Annotated in this window: 21 protein-coding genes; 3 read left to right on the forward strand and 18 right to left on the reverse strand. The window is 64.9% G+C overall.

Going from position 1 to position 18,589, the window contains the following annotated elements:
- Window positions 1-92: 92 nt before the first annotated feature.
- From GPA21_RS09865 to GPA21_RS09915, 10 genes are all read right to left on the reverse strand, one after another.
- Window positions 93-695 carry an NAD(P)H-binding protein gene (locus GPA21_RS09865; protein WP_168988035.1) on the reverse strand — a complete coding sequence of 201 codons (603 nt, stop codon included), beginning with the start codon at window positions 693-695 and terminating at the stop codon, window positions 93-95.
- A gap of 107 nt (window positions 696-802) precedes the next feature.
- On the reverse strand, window positions 803-2,758 hold the full coding sequence (locus GPA21_RS09870) for a relaxase/mobilization nuclease domain-containing protein (RefSeq protein ID WP_168988036.1): 1,956 nt from the start codon (window positions 2,756-2,758) through the stop codon (window positions 803-805).
- A gap of 439 nt (window positions 2,759-3,197) precedes the next feature.
- Window positions 3,198-3,806 (reverse strand): S26 family signal peptidase, encoded by a 609-nt coding sequence (locus GPA21_RS09875; RefSeq protein WP_168988037.1) that lies wholly within the window; start codon window positions 3,804-3,806, stop codon window positions 3,198-3,200.
- Window positions 3,803-4,348 carry a DUF2840 domain-containing protein gene (locus GPA21_RS09880; RefSeq protein WP_168988038.1) on the reverse strand — a complete coding sequence of 182 codons (546 nt, stop codon included), beginning with the start codon at window positions 4,346-4,348 and terminating at the stop codon, window positions 3,803-3,805. The genes GPA21_RS09875 and GPA21_RS09880 overlap by 4 nt, the downstream gene beginning before the upstream one ends.
- Complete coding sequence (locus tag GPA21_RS09885; RefSeq protein ID WP_168988039.1) at window positions 4,345-4,605, reverse strand: chromosome partitioning protein ParB; 261 nt, start codon at window positions 4,603-4,605, stop codon at window positions 4,345-4,347. Before GPA21_RS09885 ends, GPA21_RS09880 begins: the two co-directional genes overlap by 4 nt.
- Window positions 4,602-5,240, reverse strand: a complete 639-nt coding sequence (parA, locus tag GPA21_RS09890; RefSeq protein ID WP_168988040.1) for a ParA family partition ATPase — start codon at window positions 5,238-5,240, stop codon at window positions 4,602-4,604. Before parA ends, GPA21_RS09885 begins: the two co-directional genes overlap by 4 nt.
- 265 nt (window positions 5,241-5,505) lie before the next feature.
- On the reverse strand, window positions 5,506-6,303 hold the full coding sequence (locus tag GPA21_RS09900; protein ID WP_425483696.1) for a replication initiator protein A: 798 nt from the start codon (window positions 6,301-6,303) through the stop codon (window positions 5,506-5,508).
- Between the two features lie 95 nt (window positions 6,304-6,398).
- The gene (locus tag GPA21_RS09905) at window positions 6,399-6,692 is read right to left on the reverse strand and encodes a helix-turn-helix transcriptional regulator (protein WP_168988042.1); all 294 of its coding nucleotides are present in this window, start codon (window positions 6,690-6,692) and stop codon (window positions 6,399-6,401) included.
- 126 nt (window positions 6,693-6,818) lie between these two features.
- Window positions 6,819-7,574, reverse strand: coding sequence for a DUF7011 domain-containing protein (locus tag GPA21_RS09910; RefSeq protein WP_168988043.1), 756 nt, complete (start codon window positions 7,572-7,574; stop codon window positions 6,819-6,821).
- Between the two features lie 368 nt (window positions 7,575-7,942).
- A complete protein-coding gene (locus GPA21_RS09915; RefSeq protein WP_168988044.1) occupies window positions 7,943-8,293 on the reverse strand; it encodes a DUF2958 domain-containing protein in 351 nt (116 codons plus the stop codon).
- A 316-nt stretch (window positions 8,294-8,609) separates the two neighbouring features.
- Here GPA21_RS09915 and GPA21_RS09920 point away from each other — a divergent pair, with 316 nt between their 5' ends.
- Window positions 8,610-8,900, forward strand: a complete 291-nt coding sequence (locus GPA21_RS09920) for a helix-turn-helix domain-containing protein (RefSeq protein WP_168988045.1) — start codon at window positions 8,610-8,612, stop codon at window positions 8,898-8,900.
- A 40-nt stretch (window positions 8,901-8,940) separates the two neighbouring features.
- Window positions 8,941-9,576: a hypothetical protein gene (locus tag GPA21_RS09925; protein WP_168988046.1), complete on the forward strand. Its 636-nt coding sequence runs from the start codon at window positions 8,941-8,943 to the stop codon at window positions 9,574-9,576.
- 67 nt (window positions 9,577-9,643) lie between these two features.
- On the opposite strand, the gene GPA21_RS09930 is transcribed toward GPA21_RS09925, so the two are convergent.
- The 8 genes from GPA21_RS09930 to radC all read right to left on the reverse strand — a co-directional run bounded on the left by GPA21_RS09930 (window position 9,644) and on the right by radC (window position 17,075).
- Complete coding sequence (locus tag GPA21_RS09930) at window positions 9,644-9,958, reverse strand: DUF736 domain-containing protein (RefSeq protein WP_070330334.1); 315 nt, start codon at window positions 9,956-9,958, stop codon at window positions 9,644-9,646.
- Window positions 9,959-10,762: 804 nt separating this feature from the next.
- Complete coding sequence (locus tag GPA21_RS09935) at window positions 10,763-11,446, reverse strand: class I SAM-dependent methyltransferase (protein WP_211163527.1); 684 nt, start codon at window positions 11,444-11,446, stop codon at window positions 10,763-10,765.
- A 7-nt stretch (window positions 11,447-11,453) separates the two neighbouring features.
- Window positions 11,454-11,918 (reverse strand): Rrf2 family transcriptional regulator, encoded by a 465-nt coding sequence (locus GPA21_RS09940; protein WP_168988048.1) that lies wholly within the window; start codon window positions 11,916-11,918, stop codon window positions 11,454-11,456.
- A gap of 209 nt (window positions 11,919-12,127) precedes the next feature.
- Window positions 12,128-13,990, reverse strand: a complete 1,863-nt coding sequence (locus tag GPA21_RS09945; RefSeq protein WP_168988049.1) for a ParB/RepB/Spo0J family partition protein — start codon at window positions 13,988-13,990, stop codon at window positions 12,128-12,130.
- Window positions 13,991-14,056: 66 nt separating this feature from the next.
- Window positions 14,057-14,869, reverse strand: coding sequence for a DUF932 domain-containing protein (locus tag GPA21_RS09950; RefSeq protein ID WP_168988050.1), 813 nt, complete (start codon window positions 14,867-14,869; stop codon window positions 14,057-14,059).
- A 725-nt stretch (window positions 14,870-15,594) separates the two neighbouring features.
- Window positions 15,595-15,930, reverse strand: coding sequence for a hypothetical protein (locus tag GPA21_RS09955; protein WP_425483697.1), 336 nt, complete (start codon window positions 15,928-15,930; stop codon window positions 15,595-15,597).
- A gap of 8 nt (window positions 15,931-15,938) precedes the next feature.
- On the reverse strand, window positions 15,939-16,289 hold the full coding sequence (locus tag GPA21_RS09960; RefSeq protein WP_004355963.1) for a DUF2958 domain-containing protein: 351 nt from the start codon (window positions 16,287-16,289) through the stop codon (window positions 15,939-15,941).
- Between the two features lie 279 nt (window positions 16,290-16,568).
- A complete protein-coding gene (radC, locus tag GPA21_RS09965) occupies window positions 16,569-17,075 on the reverse strand; it encodes a RadC family protein (RefSeq protein ID WP_168988051.1) in 507 nt (168 codons plus the stop codon).
- A gap of 555 nt (window positions 17,076-17,630) precedes the next feature.
- On the opposite strand from radC, the gene GPA21_RS09970 reads away from it, so the two are divergent.
- Window positions 17,631-18,557 carry a hypothetical protein gene (locus GPA21_RS09970; protein ID WP_168988052.1) on the forward strand — a complete coding sequence of 309 codons (927 nt, stop codon included), beginning with the start codon at window positions 17,631-17,633 and terminating at the stop codon, window positions 18,555-18,557.
- The last annotated feature ends 32 nt before the right edge of the window (window positions 18,558-18,589 follow it).

Consider the following 18,589-nt stretch of genomic DNA (forward strand, 5'->3'; position numbering starts at 1 on the left):
CCGCGGCAACTCCTATCGCCTCAAGGAGAAGCTCAAATCCGGACTCGTCCGCTCATTTGACGAGCAAACCCAACCGGGTGGGGAAATTTGAATTACCACACTGGGGAAAATTCGCTTGCCCTTGACACTGCCGCACGCGCAACGTCATCGCGGGCGATGTTCGCGAGCTCGCCTTCACCCGCAGCGGTGTACCAAACCCCTGACTGCAGCGCCTGCGGGATCGAATGGAACCAATTCTCGAAGTACCAGTGGTTTCGAAGCACGGTCCACCCAGGAAGCGCACTGGCGGCGAGCGCAGCTTCCGACTCAGCGTGGTCTGGGGCGAAGCTCACGAGCGACCCGGTGGGATCGGGCATTGACGTATAGACGACGTGGGAAGCTCCAGCTTGGACGGCGCCCATGATCGCCCTGCGGTGCTGCGCCAACCGTACCCCATGTGGGCCGGCTTCAGAGCTGATGACCAAGATGCGCGATGCGTCGCGGAACGCTGTGGCAAGGGTATCAACATCGTCAGCGAAGTCAGCAGTCCGCACATCAACTCCAAGCGATGCAAAATCGGAGACCGCTTCGGGCCTACGAGTCGTAGCGATCAAGCGATCCGGCGGAACTTGCAGCGTATTCAGAAGATGATGGAGGACGCGGCGACCAAGTTGGCCGGATGCGCCAGAAACGAGGAGTTTGGGGCCAAGATTCATGATGTGGTGGTGTGCGGGTAGTTGCTTAAGAGCGGCCTCATCATCCCCGTCCGGGTCTTACCGAACACTTACCGGAAGCCGATCCCGATCCTCTGACACCCATGGCATCACCTGCTTATTCCACGCTGGTGCCTGAACTGCCACGCGACCGACTGTCCGCTTACTATGGCCGACACCTGCTGCCCCAGGCTTTGCTCGACCACTGGCTTCCACGGCACCAAACTGAATCCCCTGCCGTCATCGAGCATCGCGTAGCGCCCGCTGGCAAGCATGACGCTGCGCCGATACGTGCCAGCTACCCGCTGGCCGTTGATCACTGGACGATGCTTCAACCCGCTTTCAGCGGCAATGTTCTTTGCGGCTTGCTCCAGTTCGCGCCCGCGCAGCGTAGCCAGCAGGTTGTGTGCAAGGACGACGCGCTGCCCGCGATGCTCAGCCAGTCCTTGTTCGGCCAGAAAGTCGGCGCGCTGACGTAGCGCGTCCTTGACCTCGCTGCCAAAGCCCAAGTCCCCCAGTCCCTTGCCACCGCCGATCAACTGCTGATCCAACCAAGTCGCACCGATTACGCGGGCCTGCCGATCAATCGTCAGGTGCGATTTCAGTTCCACGGCCACGCCGCCGCCCAGGCGCTGCGCGTCGTACTGACGGCCTTGCTCAGCAAGGTCGCCGGGCACGCGCCAGACGCCTTCAGCCTCACGCTCCACGATGCCGGCACGGCGCAGGGCTTCGAGCCGACGCACATGTGCCGCCACCACCTCACGCGGATCGCTGTTCGGTGGAGCCTCACGTTGCGCAACGGCCAAATGGTGATCGGTGCGGTACACGCCATCGACTGCCAGCGCAGCGATGTTCCGATCGGCTACGCGCACGTTGGTCGAACGTTTCACCTCCACCACGGCGCCGGTCGGGTACTGTTCCAGCTCCGAGCGCGGTGGCAGCATGACGTAGTGCGCCTTGCCGTCGATGCCATCGACGATCAGATAGCCCTTGTCGTACAGCTCGTCGGCCAGTCCCTTGGCAGCTACGCGGCCTACGATGTTGCGGCCATCCCCGCCTAGCTGAAACACGGCCAGCTCGCGCTGCTTCCCGCTCATGGCGCGCTGCATGGTGCGGATAATGTCGCCACGCTCACCCATGGCTCGCAGCGTAGGTTCGGCGTCTGCGTGGATGGCCCATGTGCCGGGTTGCTGCTCGGTTGCCAAGCCCATGCGCTGCAAGCGTTGTAGGCGGCCGATCAGCAACTTCCGCTGGCGTTGCAGCCGGGGTGCCGCCAGCGTCTCCGGACGTACAAGACCGTCCACTGCCACGCGCTGCAAGGTGCGATCCAAACTCGTCCACCGCTCCTGGTCGAGCTCGCGCTCCATGGTGCGTTGGATCTCCAGCTCGGTACGCGGCCCCAGCCATTCGGTCGCCAGTTCTGCGGCCCGGTGGCGCATCCCCTCGGCGATGTAGTCGCGGGAGATGATGAGGTCTTTGCCGGTGTCGTCCTTCCCTCGTAGGACGAAGTGCGTGTGCGGGTTGTCGGTGTTCCAGTGATCCACCGCCACCCAGTCCAGTCGTGTGCCCAGGTCGGCCTCCATGCGCGCCATCAGGTGCCGGGCGTAGGTGCGCAGATCGTCGAGCTGTTCGGCATCCTCCGGCGAGACGATGAAGCGGAACTGGTGCCGATCCTCGCGCCCGCGCTCCTCGAAAGCGGCAGTGTCCGCCGCGTCGGTTGTCGGGCCGTAGGCATAGCCCGGACCTCCCTGGCGGTCAACCCCTTCGCGCTCGATGTAGCGCAGGTGCGCGGCGGTCGAACGCGGCCCGGCCTTGGATAGATTGACCAGCCGCGCCTTGATCGTGACGCGCCTGGCGTTGGGCGTGAGTGAGGCCCCGGCGAAGCGGGCCGCAACGTGGCCTCGCCCCAGCCGAGAACCAGGTCGATAGCCAACTTTGCCGACCACCTTGCCGAGCTTGGCACCGGCCTTGTTGGTCTGGCGCAGCACCTTGTTGATGAAGGCTTCGCCCCGCTGTTTCGGAGTGCCAGGACGCACCCGGAAATGATCGTCGTCGTGCTTGCTCATGGGGTGCCTCCATCCAAGGCCAGCGCAGCCAGGCGGGTGAAGCACGCGCTTCCGCCAATGCGGATGCAGCGTTGCGCACTCTCGCGGCACGCTGCTGCCCCTTGGCGCGTGCCGCGCCAACCCCACGTGCAGACAAGGCTTTGAAGCGGCTGAGTGCTGCGACCTTTTATCTTGCCTTCCGCCTTTGCCCTTCGCTTCCGCTCCGGGCGTCGGCGGCCCGGCGGCGGTGTGCTGCCCGCAGCCAGCCCGCCGGCGAACTCGGCCACGGCCATCGGTCGGGCGCGTTCGAGGCAAGACGCCTGTACGTGGGATGACAGCGCCGTAGGCTGCGCCAAGTGCGGCGCGGATGCGTCCGCACTGCACGCGCGATGACACGGCAACTGCCAGCAGGGCGACACGCCGGATGGCACGATGAAGCGCAGCGAATCGGTGGCCATCATCAGCGCGTCTCCAGCCAGACCGGATGCGCGACGCCGAGCACGGCGGATGTGCGCACCGGGCCGAAGTAGCGGCTGTCGAACGACGCCGGGTTGGTCACGCTCAAAAGGAACAGCTCGCCTGGTTCGAGACGGCGGCACTGCTGCCAGGATGGCAGCGGGCGACCGAAGCGGTCGGCGGGAAAGACGGCTGCCACCGGCACGCCGTCGATGCGCACGCTGTGGCCGACGATGCACACTTCCTGCGGCGTCACCGCGCCCACCCGCTTGAGCAATGGAATACGCGCCGGCAGATAGCCGCGTTGCGCGGCCAGTGCTGCGGCGTCGGTCGGCAGTGATACGAGCACGATGCTGCCCACGGACAACGGACGTGGCAGCAAGTCAGTCCGGTGGTCGATCGGTTCGATGCGATACCAGCCGACCGCCACGCTGTCGGACGGGTTGTAGACCAGGCGCGGCAACGGCCGCATGTGGTCAGGAAGGAAGGACACCCAGGCCAGCGCAGCGAAGCCGCAGCCGGACAGCCCCGCCAGCACGATGCGAGCGCGCACGCGCGAACGAGGACGCGGCGCCGTTTCCGTGGCGTTGGCGGACGTGGAAACGGTCGTCATGGAAGTGCCCTCCCAGCTAGCCAGGCGGCGTGCCTTTCAGCGGTGTACGCTGGCAGTGGCAGGCGCGCAGCGAGCCGGTTGCCGAGCGTGCGCCAGTACACAGGCGAAACGTCGATGGTGGCGATACCCAGCGCTTCGATGGCGTCGATCTGAGCCAGCACAGCGCGCACGGTCGGTTCGCCCTCGGCGTGCAGCAGCAAGCGCGCGCCTGGCAGCACACCGGGGATGCGCTGCGCCGCGTCCAGCGGCGTGCAAGCCTGCATCACCATGAGCTGCCAGCGGATCGTGCCGTAGTCGTTTGCATGCCAGCGGATGCGGCAGAACATCGCGCCGGGCGAGAACATCGCGACGCGACGCCAGCGGTCGATCCGGATGGTGCGTATCGGATCGCCGAACCGCAGGTAGAGGTCGATGCGCTGCTCGACGTGGGCGAGCGATACGCGGGTCAGCGGTGCGGCGCCGGCCCTTCCAGCGAGAACAGCGAGAGGCGGAGTGACCGCAGGTGACGTGGCGGGCATTGCCGCCAAAGCGTGAGCGTTCATGGCGTGTTCTCCGAAAATTCGCGCTCCAGCAAGCCGCGCAGAAGTTCGGCCACGGTCACGCCTTGCGTGAAAGCAGAAACCTTGATGCGCGCACGCATCGCAGGCGTGATGTCGAGGGTCAGGCGTGCGGTGTAGAGATCGCCTTTCTGCAAGGCGTCGGCTTCGCCTTGGCGAACCCACGCCTCTGCGTGCGGGTTTGCTGGTGGCCGTACTCCGATGCCGACGCGCTTGCCGCGCGTAGATCGTTCCGTGGTCATGTCGGCCACCGCAGCAGTTCATCGACCAGCGCGGCGATCTCGCGCGCGGCGGCGCTGTCAGGTGCTGTCTCGCGGGCGAGCCGACCAGCAGCCACGCTGTCGGCGAAGACGATGCGCTGATGCACTTCCGAACGCAGCGCGGGCAGCGGCTGGTCGGCCAACGCCTGACGCGCTTCGCGGCCAATGATGGTCGTGCTGACACGCCGATTGATGGCAAAGGCTGCGCGTAGCGCTGGCCGGAACACCTGCGCTTCGCGGATCAGCGCCACCATCTCGGAAGACGCCCACAAGTCATAGGGACTGGGCTGCACCGGGATCAGCACGCGCTCCGCCGCCAGCAGCGCGGAGCGCGCCAAGGCGGCGATGCGCGGCGGGCCGTCGATGACGACATGATCGGCCCGGCGTGCCAGCTCGGGTGCTTCCTGGTGCAGCGTCTCGCGTGCGAGACCCACTGCACTGAACAAGCGCGGCAAGCCCTGTTGGGCGCGCCGCTGCGTCCAGTCCAGCGCCGAGCCTTGCGGATCGGCATCGAGCAAAACAACTTGCTGGCCGCGCATTGCCAGCTCGCCAGCGATGTGCGTGGCGAGCGTGGTCTTGCCCACACCGCCTTTCTGATTGAGCAAGGCGATGATCATGGCGCGGACCTCCTCGCTGGAAAACCGGCTTTTCTCGGTCGTGCGAAGCGCTGCGCGTTGTGCTGTTTCTCGGTTGTCCACCGAAACGGCGCGCTTCTACTAAAAGTTAGAGAAGTTAAGTTAGGAAAGTTAGAGGGGCCTGGAACCCGCTTCGTTACTGGCTTTGCGGCGAGTTCGCACGCCTGATAGCACGATAGGGCCACGCCCGATAGCACGACACCCGGCACGCCTGATAGCACGAGGCCATTCACAGCTTCTTCCCGAGTTATCCCCGTGCCGTCCGCAGCACGGGCCGGAAGGTCAGCAGTTCGGCATCGTCGTCCGGCATCCGCTCGATGCCCAGGACGTAGCCCGGCATCGACTGCCGCGCCACCAGCGCGCGCAGGTCGCAGGCGAAGTCGTAAGGCTTCGCAGTGCTGCCCGATTTGCGGTGCAGGTGTTTGAAGTCGAACTGCCAGCCGCCCGGCTGCTTGCCGCCGTGCTTGCGCACCAGGCGGTACAGCCAACGCTCGATACCACCCGTCAGCTTGAAATAGGCCGGGTCGATGGTCAGCACCAGCGCCGCGTCCAGCACGCCCGCGTAGAACCAGTCCGGCAGGATCAGCTCGATGCCCAGCGGCGTGCCACGGGCATCGGCCAGTTCCTTCCATTCGTTGATCCATGAGAAGCGATGCAGGCGCCGTCCGGTCGTCTCGCGGATGGAGGTGGCCACTGTGGTCGATTGCAGCCGGTCCAAGGCTGCCTTGAGGCGCTGGTAGTCGCGCAGCGACGTACCGCGCCCGATGAAGCGGAGGATCTCGTAGGGTGTGGCGCGCATGAGGCGCGACGGGCGGATGCCCGCGTCGCGCGCTTCCACGATCTGACTCGCAGCCCAGATCAGGATGTCGGCATCCCAGATCGTGGCGATGCCGTGCTCCTGCGTTCCCTCCACGCGGATCGTCACGCCGCCGGCGCGGAAGTCGATCGGCTGGACGCGCTTCGACTTGGCCAGCGAGAAGAACGGAAAGGCCATCAAGTCCTGGCTGTCGCGCGGCGCCATGTCGCCCGGCAGCGCGCGGAACAAGTCGAGCTGTTCCCGCTCCTGCGCTGGCCGCTGCCCCGATGGTCGGGATGGCAGCGATGGGCTGGGCATGGTGATGGCCACCGGCGAAGCGCCGATCAGCGCGCACGGCTGTCGGCCGAGTGGTGCTCGGCGTATTCGGGATCGGACGTGGCCTCGAAGCTGCGCTGGTCGGCCCAGGCGTCGAGGTCGGCCACCGCGTACATGACGCGACGGCCGAACTTGCGAAAACGCGGGCCACCGCCGATCACGCGCTGCTTTTCCAGCGTGCGCGGCGACAGGCGCAGGTATTCGGCGGCCTCGTCGTTGGTCAGATAGCGTTGGGGTTGTGCAGCAGCGGACTGCAGCGGTGTAGCGGGCGCGGCAGCAGGCCGCAAAGGAGCGGGTCGCATCGGGTAAGTCTCCATCGGTCAGGACAGCCCAGCCGCAGCAGCGCGGCCAGATGGAGGCAGTCTCAGGAAAGGGATGCGTCCCGTTGAGGGTCGTTTTGCAGGGAATGCAAAACGACCCTCCCCAAGTTATTTGAGTTGGGCCAGGCGCCGGTATCCACCGTGCATCAACGTCAGGCCGCGTCGTACCAGGCGGCGCACGCGCGACCGCAGGCCACCATCGGCATACCAGCCATTGACCACGGCGTCGGCACCAAACAACCCCTCGGCGGTTTCACGCAAGGACGCACCTGCCAAACTGGCGTCGAGTGCCTGCAAGGTGTGCAACTCCTGCAGCGCAGTCGGCGAAGGCCGTGGCCGAGCCGCTGCAGCGGGCGTCTCTTCAGCCGCACCAGCCAGCTTGCCCAGTTCGGCCCGGAGCATGCAATGGTGCGCGCAAGGCATGTCGCACGTGCGGATGGCGAAGACGTAGGCCATGCCATCCTCCAAGCCTGGCGCCAACGTCAGGCGCAGGCAGCAGCCAGGCCAGCGCGCGGCGAGCATCAGGCGTCGGCCATCGTGGATCAGGTGTTTTTGACCGGGGATGCGCCACAACTCGAAGCCGACGGCATCCGGCGGCGGGTCGATGTCCGGGTGGAGCTGCGCCGCGCAGGGATGGCCGGGAAGCCAGGCGGGATGCGCGTCGCGCGCATCCATGGCCGGGTCTTCCAGCATGCGAAGCCCCCAACTGTGGGCAGCGTCCGGTTTGCGGCGACGGCGCAGCCAGTCGCGGCGGTAGTCGGGATGGCGGCGCAAATACTCCCAGGCCAGTGCCAAGTCATCCAGGTGCAGCACGTAGAGATACGCGGCAGTGGGATACCAGGGTTCGGCGCTCCGATCAGCCATGAGGCAACCTCCTGTTATCAGGGATCGTCGCCACGTCGGCACGCTGGAGCTACGCCATCAAAACCTCAACGCGCCACCAGCAAAGGGATACACTCAAGCTGTAACGAGCGGTGTCAAGACGGATTGGCTCCGAAGTCTTACGTGAATCGTCCGAATGCGACGGTTGCGCCGCCCGGAATTGGGGCGCAGCAACGGACACCCTGCCGCAAGCCGCACCAGGCATCATGTCCATTTGGGTCAGGATGCACCGCGTTGGCGCAAGAGCGGCGATTCAGATTGCCAATGTCATAAGCCAGACCGAAATAGGCACAATGCGCCGCAACGGTCTGTGTCTGGATGGCCCGCCGCAACGGGGCCACGCCGCTCGATCAGTCGGGAATTGATCCGTCGGTCTGCGCCAGCCGGACGTACTCCGACAGCGGCCGCGACGCGCGGAAATACAGATCGCGTTGGATGGGCTGCTGACGCGGCCCGACGATGCCTGCCAGGTCGGACAGCTTGACCGTTCCCAACTCCGGCGTACCGATGCCGAGGTCGATGAGGCCCCAGCCCGTATCGCCATCGGCCGGGTCGAGCGCAGCCAACAACCAGGTGGCGTGCGCATCCGGCGTGAACAGCCGCACCACGGGTAGCGGGTCAATGCTCTGACCAGCGGCACGCGCTGCGCCGTTGGCGAGCAGCTGCGTGCGCTCATCGGAGGTGGTGAGTGGTTGGGTCATGGTCAGGAACCCCACAGAACCGAGGATGCACGAAACCGCCTTTCTGCGAAAGCGTGGAACCACTGAGCCGGATGCGCGCTTACGTGCGCAAACACGGAAGCGCAAGCCATCGAATCCCCACGTGCACGGAAGCGGCAAAGCGGAACTGCGTGGGTCAGTGAAGGCACGGATACGGCTTCCTGGTTTTGGCGAAACCCTCAGATGCGGATTTCTGTAGATGCACAAGGCGGTATGGCTCACCGTCAAATGAACACTATAGATTGTAGCCCTATAGAGCGCAATCGACTGTCATCTTGGTTTTTGGGGAAACCACGGGATGGCAGCGAAAAACTCATTGGCGAAGGCATTGAAGACGGTCAGGAAAGCGCGCGGCCTGAGCCAGGAAGCGTTCTCTGACGTGTCCAGCCGGACCTACCTGAGTTCGCTGGAGCGTGACCTGAAAAGCCCGACGCTCAACAAGCTGGCCGAGCTGTGCGAGGTGATGGAAATCCATCCGGTGACCTTGGTAGCTCTGGCATACGGAGGCGATGCCAAGGGCGTCGATCTGCTTGTGGAGCGTGTGCGCCGTGAAATCACCGAGCTGAAAGACGCGTCGGATACCGTATGAGCACATTGTCTCCCCGATCAATCCACCTTCGGTTCTCGGCATGATCAACCGCTACAGCTCCCCGTATCCGAACTACATCCATCAGTTGTTCGTCACGCCGTCCAAGCACCTCTATGTGCTGAAGGACAGGCGGTTGAAGTGGCAAGACAAGGCCATGGAAGTGCAGCTCGACACGGTGGAGGAAGCGGACAAAGAACATGTCGTCCACTACATCGTGGCCGACCACACCTCCGCCGCGTTCTACGCGGAACTGAGAACCAGCAAGACGTTGATATCGCCTAGCGAATTCCTGACGCGCGCATGGGCAAAGAAGACCGACTTCTTCTTCCATGGCTTGCCGGAGCAACTGATCGTTCCGGCTGCCGTGTCAAACAAGTATCCGGAGATCAACGACTGGCTGGAGCATCTGCTCGTCGGCCTCGTTCCCCCGCCCAGTGGCTTCTATGCGGGCGTCCATCAGGTCAGGAACTGGGAAAAGGATGTAGCGAACGCCGTCAGCTTTCACGACTACCTGGAAAAGACGCCCTGCACCCTGGACAACCTCCGCCCAAGCATTGCCCGGATGCTTCAAATGGCCAACGACAGCGAAATCAACCGCCCAGGCATCCGCATGACTCGAAAGCAGCTATGGGAGATGCCGACTGAAGATCGGCCTCCCATCAGAGTCATGGGCTGAGCATTTCCGTGGCTACCCATGCAGGCCTTGGCGCCCCGCCGCAATGGGTGGGGCGCTGACGCGGCCGTCAGGCCGCCTGCGGCTTGCTGCGCGACCAGATCAGGTCGTGCGTGCCGTCCTCGCCTTCGATCAGGCGGGCATAGACCGTTGCCGGGAACGAAGGATCGTCGAGGGTCACGGACAGATACTCCCGCCCGGCCTCGCTGGTCTTCTTCCACGCCGCGCCGATGTCGTGACTGGCCGCCTGGACGCGGAAGTCCGGGGCTTTCTCGTTGTCCCCTTTGTCGTTGGGCACCAGCTTGACCTTGACGTTGAGCGTTAGGGTGCGAAGCGTGCCGGTGAAGCCGTCTTTGTCTGCGGTGAAGGTGCCGATGTTGGCCATGATGATTTTCCTTTCGGTTGAACAAGGTTCGCGCCCATCGCGTCCTTGTTGTGATCCGGTCGGCGGGGGACGGGCTGGCTGCACCGCATGCGGTCGCAACGCAGTGGAGAGCCGGGAGGCGCAAAGAATTTGCCCCGCGAGGAATGCGCCGAACGCAGTGACAAAGCAGGGGAAATTGTTTTCGCCGGACGGTTGCAGCCATGAAGCCCGAGGCGTAGCCGCGCCACCGCCAGGATTCACAACGAGACAAGGACGCCTTGGGCCGAACCACTCCGAAAGGAGATGGGGCCGACTCGGCATTTCAGCATGACAGCTTCTCCGGCTCGCCCGCTGACACGGGCCAGGTCAACCACACGACGACACGCGAGAACGCCCCCGCCGCATCTTGCGGCGCCGGTCTTGAGGCGTGGCGTGGAGGCTCCATAGCGATGCCGGGTGGGTTTTCCGTGAACCGTCCTTCGTGACGTGATGGGCAGGAACCGCCAGCGTTGAGGACGACACGCACCTGCACAACCTGCCGCAGCGAGCGCCAGCGTGTTCGCCAGCGCCCCGTCCATTGCGGCGGGGCGCTGGTAGGGCCGATCTGGCGCAGCCGGTTCGGCGGCATCGAGGGGTGCCAAGCATCGCGCGGCGGGGAATGCCCGCAGGGCTTTCCCCTGGAGGCAAGCGAAGCGCGCAGCGCCGCAGGCGCGAAGGCGTGAGGGATTGAAGCCGAATGGCCGTGATTCGGCACGAAGCACGGGGCGCAGCCCGAAAGCCCGGCGGCGCTATGCGCCGACACGCCCGAGCAAATATAAGTCGCAATCAGGCGTAGCCGACCCAACCGCGCCAAGTGAAAGCCGCGTAGAACAAGGCAACATCCGTGAAGCCCGCTTCGCGCAGGATCGCCTCATCCTGCTCGGGATCGAGTATCGGCAAATTGGCGTCCACCCCCGCGCACATCTTTCCTACCTGTTCGGGGTCAGCGCCCGATGCGAGGGCGAAAGCGCCATAGCGTGATAGCCAGAGAGTGCGTCCACCATCCCCCTGCGGAAAACTGTAGTGCGCCGCCACGAACGGCGCTCCGGGCTTGAGCCTCCGCCGGAGTTCGCGCAGGGTGCGGGTGCGTTCAGCCGGATCGAGAAAATGCAGCGTCAAAAGGCAGGCGGCGGCGTCGAACGGCCCTTCGGGCGCATCGTCGATGTATCCTTCGCAGAAAATGACGCGCTCGGCATCTGCGCCGAGCACCCGACGCGCCTCGTCCAGCATGGCGGCTGCGGGATCGACGCCCACGAACGTCCAGCCCAGATGCGCGTCGGCCCAGGCACGCAATTCGAGGCCGCCACCAGCGCCAAGCACCAGGATGCGCGCATCATCCGATGCACGCTCGGCAAGAAGGATTGCCGTCATTCGATGCAAATCGGCAAAGCCGGGGATAAACCTGCGCGGGCCGTCACCATAGCGCCTTGCATGTTCGGGATTGTTGAAGGATGCGAGCAGTGCTTGCATCGTTTCGTCATGCGCCATGAACGGCCTCCAGATCGTAGGGTCGTTTGCGCCGGGCCAGCCGGTGGTGAAAATCGGCGCTCAGCTGAGCGAGCGTCACCGCGCCGAAGCGCGATAGCAGCAACGTTTCGGCCTCGTCGAAAGCACGGCCGAGCGCAGCGTTCACTGCCTGCTCGACAAGGCAGCCGGGTGATTCCGTTCGGTTGCCGATGGCGAGCAGCGAAGGCTCGCCCAGTGCCTCGTATACATCGCGCAGCGTGAGCTTTGAAAGATCGCAAGCCAGTGACCAGCCGCCGCCATGTCCTTTTTCGGAACGCACATAACCACGATCACGCAGGCCAGCCATGACGCGGCGAACCACCACCGGATTGGTCAACATGGCCTTGGCCAGCATTTCAGACGTTACCGGCCCGTCGTGCTCGGCCATATGCAGCAGCACGTGAAGCACTGAGGAAAGTTTGCTGTCTTGTCTCATGTAACTAATGATATTACATGAAGAAGCAAGCCCCTACCAATTGTCGTCATAGGCACCGCGCAAGGAACTTGCGCGCCGCCCCGTCGCCGCCTTCGATCAGGTGGCGACGGGGCGATTTCTATTGTGGAGATTGAACCGGGCGCGGCAGACCTGCCGCGCCCGGTTCGAGGCCCCCCCCCGGCGCAGCGCGCCGGGGCCATGTTCCATCCTCACGCGGCCAGCGCCTGGCCCTCCACCTCGGCGGTTTCCTCCGGCGCATCGGTTTCGTCTGTCACTTCCTGCGGCTCCGTCTCATTCCCGGTCTTGAACACCACCGGCATCCAGCCAGTGCCATCGGCCAGCCGCTCGGCTTCGCTGGCAATGTCGGCCTTCTTGAGCTTCGCCAGCCGCGTGACGTGCTCCGGCGCGTACTCGCCGACGGCTTGGAGAATTGCTGCTTTCGGCACATGCCGGAAATACCCCTCGGCGGTCGGCTGCCACCATGCCGCCATGTCGAGGCCCACGGCCTGCGCCAGTTCCGCGCCGGGCTGGTGCGGCGTGGCGCGAGGCGTCACCACGTCCACCGTCGAAGCCACGCACACGGCCAGCAGCTTGACCAGGTCGCCTTGTTCCATCGCCAGCAGCGCGGCGAACAGCTCGGCGCTGTCCTCGGGCAGCTTGCCTCCCCATGCCTGTTGCAGTTCGCGCAGGGCGACAGCGGCGGACGATTCAGGCCAGTCCGGGGCCATGCCTTCCAGCCGGTCTTGCACCGTGAGGCGCACGCCCAGCTGCAGGTCGTTCCCATAGTGACTGGCCTGCAAGACGGCCTGCACCATGCCATGCACCAGCGCGGCCAGCGCCACTTGCGGATGCCGCGCCACTTCGATTTGCAGCGCCGCCGTGCGGTGCGCGCTCAAGCGCTGCGCCAGTCGGTCGGACATGGCGGGGCCGTGCGTCTCGTTTGTCGTGTCGCCTTCGTCGTCGCTCTCGGCTTCCTCGCTACCGAAACCCTGCCGCAGGCGTTCCAACGTGCGCAGCGCCTTGGCCTCGGCTTCCAACGCATCATCGAGGGCTTCGCCAATGGCCTGCATCTTGGTTTGCAGTTTCTCGATGCGTTGCGCTTCACGCTTGGTTGGTTCGCGGCGTTCCCTCGGGGCACGCTGGAAGGCGTGCAGGTCGGCATAAGTTGCGCCGGGTGTGGCATCCACCCACGCCCAGCCTTCGGCTTTCACCTCGGCGGCGATGCCAGCCAGCTTGTCTTGCGCCAGCCGTTCCAGCAGCGCAGCATCGGTCAGATACACACCCGCATCGCCTTCCGCGAACAGGTCGCGGCGAACACCGCCGCCCGCCTGCTCGTAGGTATCCAGCCCGACAAAGCGCACCAGCGGATGGCGGTAGGCGTCGATATCGCGCTCGGTAAGACGTTCGCGCAAATTGGACGGGTGGCGCTGCCACGTCGGCACATCGTAGAACGCGCTTTCTTGCGCGGCGTGGTCGTCAGTGATGGCAAGTGCCATCAACTGATCGAGCGTGATGGCATCGGCGCGATAGTCGACCATCAGGCGCGGTGAGACGTTCGCCAGCTTCAGGCGGCGCTGCACCACCAGCGGCGTCACGCTGAAATCCGCCGCAATGTCCTCGATGGGTCGGCCTTCGGCCGCCAGCGCGGCGAACGCCTCGAACTGGTCTGCCGGGTGCATGACTTCGCGCTGCACGTTCTCGGTGAGGCTGGCGGTGCGAGCCGTGCCATCGGCGACCAACAGGCAAGGCACCTCCCATTCCTTCGGGATGCGGTGCTTCTTGGCCAGCAGCTTCAACGCGGCCAGCCTGCGGCCACCGGCCACGACTTCGTAATGCTCGCCATCGGCGGCGGCAATTGCGATCAGGTTTTGCAGCAGGCCCACGCGCTGAATGGACGCGGCCAGTTCGGGGATGGACATGCGCGGGGTCTTGCGCACGTTGCGGCCCGTGGGGCGCAGCACCAACCGCGACAGCGGAACCAGAATCAGGTTCTTGCTCGGGTCGGCGGCTTCCAGCGGGATAGCGGCGGCGGTGTTGATGGCGCGGGCTTCAGTTTGGGTAGTGGCGTTCATGGTGTATCTCCAATCGAATGAAACAAGGAATGGAGGGGAATCCGCCCCTCCGGCGGGAGAGACGATTCAGGCTTTGAGGGCGCGCATGCCATCGGCCAGCAGCCACAAGGCACGGTTCAGACGGATGTTTTGGTCAATGCCCTGCACCGGGCGCGTGCTCTGCCTACGGCCATTCGCGGCGCGGCCATGCAGCCCGCCCTTGGTCAAGTTCTCCTGCGTGCGGTTGAATACGCTCCACAGGTCGGAGCGGCGGTCATCGAACCGGCGCGGCATCAGGATTTGTGATTCGGTGATGGGTGCGGGCTTGTCCGGGTCGTCGTACTTGAGGGCCAGCGCGGCGCGGGCGAACACTTCGGCCTCGCCATCGTCCAGCGTGATGCCGCGCATCAGGTCGCGGGATTCCTTCACCTGCTCGAAGCCGCCCAACACTTGATAAGCGCCTTCGATGACGTGCCCGGCCACGTCGCCTTTGGGGGGCACGGTGTCGCCGCAGACAAGGCCATTGCTGCAAACGAAGCGGAACATGCCGGCCAGCATCTGATAGCTGCTCGTCCCGTCATGGGAATTGAGCAACACGATTTCATTGGCTTCCGCCCCGTTGATCTGGCTGGCGTGGCGCAGCCGAATCATGTGTTTTGTGTGCTCGCGCTTGCCTTCATCGCGCACGCGGGTCTGCGTCACCATGAAGGGCTGGAAGCCTTCTTTGCGCAGTTCGGTCAGCACGGCGGCGGTGGGGATGTAGCTGTACCGCTCGGAACGGCTTTCATGCGGGGCGTCCGCGAAGATGGACGGAGCCACGCGGCGGATTTGGTCATCGGACAGCGGGGAATCGCTGCGCAGCGACGGGGAGCGGGAAGCGAAACGGGATGCGAGTTGCATGGTCTTTCTCCTGACAAAAGGGGTTTGCTTTTCACTCCGCACACCGGATTCCAAGATTCGGAGCCCAGCCTTTCGGCTGTTCGGTGCGGTCGGCACGAAGAACCCGGCTGGCTTCGTTGCCACCGTCTTTCCTGAGTTCATCGCCCGCGACGGTCAGGAGCGCGCGGACGGGGGCCGTCAAGGAGACAAGCGCAGGGTTGGTGCGGCCCGCAGGCGCAGCCGAGGACACGGCCCTGCGCGCCTTGACGGCACACGGCCGCGGGCTACAGTCGCGAGCAAGGTGATGAAGTCAGGGAAGACCGCTGGACATGGCAACGGCCGCCTTAATGTGCCGACTGCACGGCAAGCGAAGCGCGCAGGCCCGAAGCTGGAAGCTGGGCCGGAGGCGTCAGCCGAGCGGAGCGAGGGAACGATGGAAGCCCGACGGGGGCGAGACGCCGCAGGTGACTCGATGCACAGCACGACAGCGCGACCGGCCGTGTCGCATTGGCCGGGGACGCCATGACTTCGATGCCCGATGAACACAACGCCCAGGACGGCCCTCATGCACAAAGCATCAAGGAGCGGCCTCTGCTGTTGGAACTGCGATTGGTTCCTGGCCGATCCGGCGCAGCCGGTTCGGCGGTCTTCGAGGGGCGCCAAGTACCGCGCGGCGGGGATAGGCCGCAGGGCTTTCCCCTGGAGGCAAGCGAAGCGCGCAGCGCCCCGTCAGGGGCGCGAAGGCTTCAGGCCGAGTCGTCAGGGCGCAGGCTGGATTCCGAAATCGGCATCCACGGCGAGGACGAGTTCAGCAGATAGCGCGCGCCGCGCGCGTACAGCCCCGAAGGTTCGGCAGGTCGGTAGAACCCGGTAACGCGGCGCCGGAACTGCAAGCCGGCATCGTTCGTGTAAATCACCGCGTCGCCGATCCTGAAGCGCAAGGGCTGGCCGTTCTCCGGTGCGAACGGCTTGAGCGCATCGTGCTGCGCCGTGATTTCGATGATGTAGTCGTGAAGGCTGCCCATGGCATTGATCTCCTGTGATGGTTGAGAAAGTGCAAGGAGCGCCTTGCGGCGCTCCAAGGGCCGAGTCAAACGACGACCCGCCCAGCCAGGCGCGCATCGCGCGCATAGGCGCTCAACCGCTTCTCGGCGCGGAACGCCAGGTCACGCTCGATCGGCAAGCCCAGCCCACCGCGCACAGTCGCCAACTCGCCCAGGCTGACCCAGCCGATTTCCGGCATCCCCAAGCCCAGGTCGCACAAGCCGAAGGCGTGATCGTGGTCGTCGGGATCAATCTCGGTCAGCAGCCAGGTCGCGCCAGCGTCCGGCGTGAAGAGCTTGACCACGGGCGCCGGATCGAAGTCCGGGTTGTCCAAAGAGTCGCGGCCGTTGGCCAGCAGCATCGCGCGCTGCGCGTCGGTGATGAGTGCGTTGTTCATGGTGAACTCCTGAAGATTGCCGGGCGGAATTGCCCGTCACCTCCGGGGCACGGCGCAGCGCAAGCGGTCAGGGGTCGAAGACGGCCGGAGGCCGCCAGCGTGCTTGCACGCGCAGCCCTTGACGGCGAGAACGCCGTGGCACGATGAAGGGAACAGCAAGACCGCCCCACCCCACCACCCACGCAGACCTGCCTTCGGCAAGTGCGCAGCACGCGCAGACCCGCGAGGGCCGGAGTTGCGCCGCTGGGCGCAGCAAAAAGGGGGCCGAAGCCCCCGTGGTCAGAGCAGGCCACATTCGGCGAATGACGTGGTAACTGCACCACCCACGACGATGTGATCCAGCGTGCGCACGTCCACCAGCGCCAGGGCCTCCTTGAGGCGCTGGGTCAGGACCCTATCGGCCTGGCTCGGCTCGGGACTCCCGCTCGGATGGTTGTGCGAAAAGACCACCGCTGCCGCGTTGAGCCGCAGGGCCTCCTTCACCACCTCGCGCGGATACACCGATGCCTGGTCGATGGTGCCGCGGAACAGTTCCACGTACTCGATCAGCCGATGCTGGCTGTCGAGGAACAGCGCCGCGAAGACTTCGTGCCCGAAGTTGGCCAGCTTGGTGCGCAGGTAGTCCTTGACCAGCGCCGGCGATGTGAACAGTGTCCCGCGCGGGTTCTTCAGATCGATGACCTGACGTGCCGCCGCCAGAATCTGGTCCGCCGACGCCAACAGGTAACGCCCCTGTGCGTCACGCACCAGCAGCGAAGAATCGAGAGACAGAGAAAGTTGCGACATGATCGTGCTCCGGTTGCTCAGGCGGAATTGCCTGGAACCGGCCCCAGCACGGCGCAGCGCAAGCCGTCACAGGGTCGAAGACGGCTACGGCCGCAAGCGCCAAAGGCGCGCAGCCCTTGACGGCGAGAACGCCGTGATACGGTGAAGGGAACAGCAAGACCGCCCTCCCCGCCCTCACAGACTTGACCGGGCAAGCGGAGCGCGCAGGCCCCGATCACAAAGCGGGGCCGGAGGCGTCAGCCGAGCGCAGCGAGGGAACGATGGAAGCCCACCGGGGGCGAGACCCGCGCAGTGGGGCTCGATGCGCAGCACGACAGCGCGACCGGCCATCCCTTGGCCGGGGACGCCCCTGCGACGATCTGGCCCCGGATGGGGTTTGTGCTTGGGCTGATTCTGCGGATAATGTCGCCAAGGCCTCGTCCGCCTGAGCTTCGAGCGGCTCAATCAAGACCGGTTTCCCTGATTTCTCCCTCTTTGTGCCACCCACCATGCGATGTCGCCTGGGCGTGGACCAAGTAAGCGCTCGATTGGTCCCCGCTGAAACAGGAGAATCGTATGTCCCTCGGCATTTCCGACCTCGCCCATTCCCTTCGCAAGAACAGTGCCGCTGCTGCCGTGCCTGTGCCGCTTGGCCATGCGCAGCAACTCATCGCCGCCGCATTGGGCTACAAGACGTTTGCCGCCTACCAGGCGGCGCAAGCCACCACGCAAGAACCCGCGCGCCTGGCCGACGTTTACCACGTCGTGCTGGACGAAGACCTGCTCGATCAACGCGCCAGTGAACTGGGGGCAGCCCCGCCCCCGAATCGCTTGCAGGAACTGATCGAAACGGCCTTCCGGGAACGAGCGCCCCACACGCGCATCCATGCCTCTTATGCCGCCTTCGAGGACTACCTGCGCCAGCACGTTGACCAGGTGGTCATCGAGGATGACGACGTGAACAGCGAAATGGCGAACGCCAACTACGATGGCGTCGATGAGGTCTATTTCGATTTCGAGGTCGAGTTCGAGAAAGTCCCGGTCGGCGGTGCGCTGGATATCGACCTCGACGGACACGTCGGCCTTGGCATCGACACCGAGCGCCCCTACGCGGGCCACATCGTCAATGTGGAAGGCACCCTGAGCGTGCAGCGTTTGGGCCGCCACTGCTTTGGGTCGGTGGACTGCCAAGTGACCAACGCAGATCTCGATATGGACTGGGGTGGCGACGACCACGAAGACGGGCCGCCCGTGCGCAGCATGTCCCAGGCCTATGCCGATCTGTTGGGCCTGGACCCGCACGAAGTGGGCAACCTCGTTGATGTGGACGCCGAACCGCAGGATGGCCACAGCGGCGAGATGGTCTACAGCTACATCCTCGATTTCACGGACTACGCCTCACCCGAAGTGGCACGGAAGATCCTGCAGCGCCACACTTCGCTGCGCATCGAGGTCGGCCCCGACTTCTTCGAGAATGTGCGCAGCGACGACTGGCCTCGTTAAAGGACCATTGCAAGGAGACCGATGCTGCTCAA

The organism is Azoarcus taiwanensis, assembly GCF_012910885.1.
In the GTDB taxonomy this organism is placed as follows: Bacteria; Pseudomonadota; Gammaproteobacteria; order Burkholderiales; family Rhodocyclaceae; genus Azoarcus_F; species Azoarcus_F taiwanensis.